This window comes from Streptococcus suis (genome assembly GCF_002960425.1).
GTDB classification, from domain to species: Bacteria; Bacillota; Bacilli; order Lactobacillales; family Streptococcaceae; genus Streptococcus; species Streptococcus suis_S.
On sequence record NZ_POIZ01000003.1, the window covers coordinates 1 to 4,994 of the forward strand.

General features: G+C 50.0%; 1 tRNA gene and 3 rRNA genes. All 4 read left to right on the forward strand.

The features are described 5' to 3' along the window. Positions 1-50: 50 nt before the first annotated feature. The 4 genes from C1G57_RS00040 (at position 51) to rrf (ending at position 4,990) form a co-directional block, all read left to right on the forward strand. Positions 51-1,599: ribosomal RNA gene (locus C1G57_RS00040) — 16S ribosomal RNA — on the forward strand. A 52-nt stretch (positions 1,600-1,651) separates the two neighbouring features. Continuing rightward, positions 1,652-1,724: transfer RNA gene (locus C1G57_RS00045), tRNA-Ala, on the forward strand. A gap of 161 nt (positions 1,725-1,885) precedes the next feature. After that, positions 1,886-4,790: ribosomal RNA gene (locus tag C1G57_RS00050) — 23S ribosomal RNA — on the forward strand. An 84-nt stretch (positions 4,791-4,874) separates the two neighbouring features. Beyond that, positions 4,875-4,990: ribosomal RNA gene (rrf, locus tag C1G57_RS00055) — 5S ribosomal RNA — on the forward strand. Together the 16S, 23S and 5S rRNA genes with 1 tRNA gene alongside form the textbook arrangement of a ribosomal RNA operon. Positions 4,991-4,994 lie beyond the last annotated feature (4 nt).

The following is a 4,994-nucleotide window of genomic DNA, read 5'->3' on the forward strand; positions in this document are numbered from 1 at the left end:
AAAAACAATAAAACGGAAAGCTAGCAATAGCTTGAGTTTGAATCAAAACTTTTTATGAGAGTTTGATCCTGGCTCAGGACGAACGCTGGCGGCGTGCCTAATACATGCAAGTGGAACGCTGAAGTCTGGTGCTTGCACTAGACGGATGAGTCGCGAACGGGTGAGTAACGCGTAGGTAACCTGCCTCATAGCGGGGGATAACTATTGGAAACGATAGCTAATACCGCATAACAGTATTTACCGCATGGTAGATGCTTGAAAGGAGCAACTGCTTCACTATGAGATGGACCTGCGTTGTATTAGCTAGTTGGTGGGGTAACGGCTCACCAAGGCCTCGATACATAGCCGACCTGAGAGGGTGATCGGCCACACTGGGACTGAGACACGGCCCAGACTCCTACGGGAGGCAGCAGTAGGGAATCTTCGGCAATGGGGGCAACCCTGACCGAGCAACGCCGCGTGAGTGAAGAAGGTTTTCGGATCGTAAAGCTCTGTTGTAAGAGAAGAACGTGTGTGAGAGTGGAAAGTTCACACAGTGACGGTATCTTACCAGAAAGGGACGGCTAACTACGTGCCAGCAGCCGCGGTAATACGTAGGTCCCGAGCGTTGTCCGGATTTATTGGGCGTAAAGCGAGCGCAGGCGGTTTGATAAGTCTGAAGTAAAAGGCTGTGGCTTAACCATAGTACGCTTTGGAAACTGTCAAACTTGAGTGCAGAAGGGGAGAGTGGAATTCCATGTGTAGCGGTGAAATGCGTAGATATATGGAGGAACACCGGTGGCGAAAGCGGCTCTCTGGTCTGTAACTGACGCTGAGGCTCGAAAGCGTGGGGAGCGAACAGGATTAGATACCCTGGTAGTCCACGCCGTAAACGATGAGTGCTAGGTGTTGGGTCCTTTCCGGGACTCAGTGCCGCAGCTAACGCATTAAGCACTCCGCCTGGGGAGTACGACCGCAAGGTTGAAACTCAAAGGAATTGACGGGGGCCCGCACAAGCGGTGGAGCATGTGGTTTAATTCGAAGCAACGCGAAGAACCTTACCAGGTCTTGACATCCCGATGACCGCCCTAGAGATAGGGTTTCTCTTCGGAGCATCGGTGACAGGTGGTGCATGGTTGTCGTCAGCTCGTGTCGTGAGATGTTGGGTTAAGTCCCGCAACGAGCGCAACCCCTATTGTTAGTTGCCATCATTCAGTTGGGCACTCTAGCGAGACTGCCGGTAATAAACCGGAGGAAGGTGGGGATGACGTCAAATCATCATGCCCCTTATGACCTGGGCTACACACGTGCTACAATGGCTGGTACAACGAGTCGCAAGTCGGTGACGGCAAGCTAATCTCTTAAAACCAGTCTCAGTTCGGATTGTAGGCTGCAACTCGCCTACATGAAGTCGGAATCGCTAGTAATCGCGGATCAGCACGCCGCGGTGAATACGTTCCCGGGCCTTGTACACACCGCCCGTCACACCACGAGAGTTTGTAACACCCGAAGTCGGTGAGGTAACCTTTTAGGAGCCAGCCGCCTAAGGTGGGATAGATGATTGGGGTGAAGTCGTAACAAGGTAGCCGTATCGGAAGGTGCGGCTGGATCACCTCCTTTCTAAGGAAATGGAACCTGTACGTTAGTCTTCTTTAATTTTGAGAGGTCTTGTGGGGCCTTAGCTCAGCTGGGAGAGCGCCTGCTTTGCACGCAGGAGGTCAGCGGTTCGATCCCGCTAGGCTCCATTAACAACGGAAGTTGTTAAACTTGTCCATTGAAAATTGAATATCTATCAAACATTCCTAAACGTATGAAAGTACGTATAGAAATAGTAACAAGAAAATAAACCGAAAACGCTGTGAATATTTAATGAGTTTTCTAATTTTGAAAAGAATTAGGTTAATAAGGTTAAGTTAATAAGGGCGCACGGTGGATGCCTTGGCACTAGAAGCCGATGAAGGACGTGACAAACGACGAAATGCCTTGGGGAGCTGTAAGTAAGCGATGATCCAGGGATGTCCGAATGGGGGAACCCGGCAGGTTGATGCCTGTCACTCACTACTGTTAAGGTAGTGTAGAGGAAGACGCAGTGAACTGAAACATCTAAGTAGCTGCAGGAAGAGAAAGCAAAAGCGATTGCCTTAGTAGCGGCGAGCGAAACGGCAGGAGGGCAAACCGAATAGTTTACTGTTCGGGGTTGTAGGACTGCAATGTGGACTTAAAGAGTATAGAAGAACTACCTGGGAAGGTAGGCCAAAGAGAGTAATAGCCTCGTATTCGAAATAGTCTTTATACCTAGCAGTATCCTGAGTACGGCGAGACACGCGAAATCTCGTCGGAATCCGGGAGGACCATCTCCCAACCCTAAATACTCTCTAGTGACCGATAGTGAACCAGTACCGTGAGGGAAAGGTGAAAAGTACCCCGGAAGGGGAGTGAAATAGAACCTGAAACCGTGTGCCTACAACAAGTTCGAGCCCGTTAATGGGTGAGAGCGTGCCTTTTGTAGAATGAACCGGCGAGTTACGATATGATGCGAGGTTAAGTTGAAGAGACGGAGCCGTAGGGAAACCGAGTCTGAATAGGGCGGATTAGTATTATGTCGTAGACCCGAAACCATGTGACCTACCCATGAGCAGGTTGAAGGTGCGGTAAGACGCACTGGAGGACCGAACCAGGGCACGTTGAAAAGTGCTTGGATGACTTGTGGGTAGCGGAGAAATTCCAAACGAACTTGGAGATAGCTGGTTCTCTCCGAAATAGCTTTAGGGCTAGCGTCGACATTTAAGAATCTTGGAGGTAGAGCACTGTTTGGATGAGGGGGCCATCTCGGTTTACTGATTTCAGATAAACTCCGAATGCCAAAGATTTATGGTCGGCAGTCAGACTGCGAGTGCTAAGATCCGTAGTCGAAAGGGAAACAGCCCAGACCACCAGCTAAGGTCCCAAAATAATTGTTAAGTGGAAAAGGATGTGGGGTTGCACAGACAACTAGGATGTTAGCTTAGAAGCAGCTATTCATTCAAAGAGTGCGTAATAGCTCACTAGTCGAGTGACCCTGCGCCGAAAATGTACCGGGGCTAAAACAATTTACCGAAGCTGTGGATAACACTTTAGTGTTATGGTAGGAGAGCGTTCTATGTGTGAAGAAGGTATACCGTGAGGAGTGCTGGAACGCATAGAAGTGAGAATGCCGGTATGAGTAGCGAAAGATGGGTGAGAATCCCATCCACCGTAAGACTAAGGTTTCCAGGGGAAGGCTCGTCCGCCCTGGGTTAGTCGGGACCTAAGGAGAGACCGAAGGGTGTATCCGATGGACAACAGGTTGATATTCCTGTACTAGAGTATGAAGTGATGGAGGGACGCAGTAGGCTAACTAAAGCGGGCGATTGGAAGTGCCCGTCTAAGCAGTGAGGTGTGATATGAGTCAAATGCTTGTATCTGTAACATTGAGCTGTGATGGGGAGCGAAGTTTAGTAGCGAAGTTAGTGACGTCACACTGCCGAGAAAATCTTCTAGCGTTGTATCATACTCTACCCGTACCGCAAACCGACACAGGTAGTCGAGGCGAGTAGCCTCAGGTGAGCGAGAGAACTCTCGTTAAGGAACTCGGCAAAATGACCCCGTAACTTCGGGAGAAGGGGTGCTCAGTTAAACTGAGCCGCAGTGAATAGGCCCAAGCAACTGTTTATCAAAAACACAGCTCTCTGCTAAATCGTAAGATGATGTATAGGGGGTGACGCCTGCCCGGTGCTGGAAGGTTAAGAGGAGGGTTTAGCGTAAGCGAAGATCTGAATTGAAGCCCCAGTAAACGGCGGCCGTAACTATAACGGTCCTAAGGTAGCGAAATTCCTTGTCGGGTAAGTTCCGACCCGCACGAAAGGCGTAATGATTTGGGCACTGTCTCAACGAGAGACTCGGTGAAATTTTAGTACCTGTGAAGATGCAGGTTACCCGCGACAGGACGGAAAGACCCCATGGAGCTTTACTGCAGTTTGATATTGAGTATCTGTACCACATGTACAGGATAGGTAGGAGCCTACGAAGTCGGGACGCCAGTTTCGACAGAGGCGCTGTTGGGATACTACCCTTGTGTTATGGCTACTCTAACCCAGATAGGTTATCCCTATCGGAGACAGTGTCTGACGGGCAGTTTGACTGGGGCGGTCGCCTCCTAAAAGGTAACGGAGGCGCCCAAAGGTTCCCTCAGATTGGTTGGAAATCAATCGCAGAGTGTAAAGGTATAAGGGAGCTTGACTGCGAGAGCTACAACTCGAGCAGGGACGAAAGTCGGGCTTAGTGATCCGGTGGTTCCGTATGGAAGGGCCATCGCTCAACGGATAAAAGCTACCCTGGGGATAACAGGCTTATCTCCCCCAAGAGTTCACATCGACGGGGAGGTTTGGCACCTCGATGTCGGCTCGTCGCATCCTGGGGCTGTAGTCGGTCCCAAGGGTTGGGCTGTTCGCCCATTAAAGCGGCACGCGAGCTGGGTTCAGAACGTCGTGAGACAGTTCGGTCCCTATCCGTCGCGGGCGTAGGAAATTTGAGAGGATCTGCTCCTAGTACGAGAGGACCAGAGTGGACTTACCGATGGTGTACCAGTTGTCTTGCCAAAGGCATCGCTGGGTAGCTATGTAGGGACGGGATAAACGCTGAAAGCATCTAAGTGTGAAACCCACCTCAAGATGAGATTTCCCATAACTTTATGTTAGTAAGAGCCCTGAGAGATGATCAGGTAGATAGGTTGGAAGTGGAAGTGTGGCGACACATGTAGCGGACCAATACTAATCGCTCGAGGACTTATCCAAAAATAAACTAGAGTCAATATTGACAGCGTTGGTTTTTCTTGGTAGAATATAGATATTCAATTTTGAGTTGACAAGACTCAATAGTTAAGTGACGATAGCCTAGGAGATACACCTGTACCCATGCCGAACACAGCAGTTAAGCCCTAGAACGCCTGAAGTAGTTGGGGGTTGCCCCCTGTGAGATACGGTAGTCGCTTAGCGCAA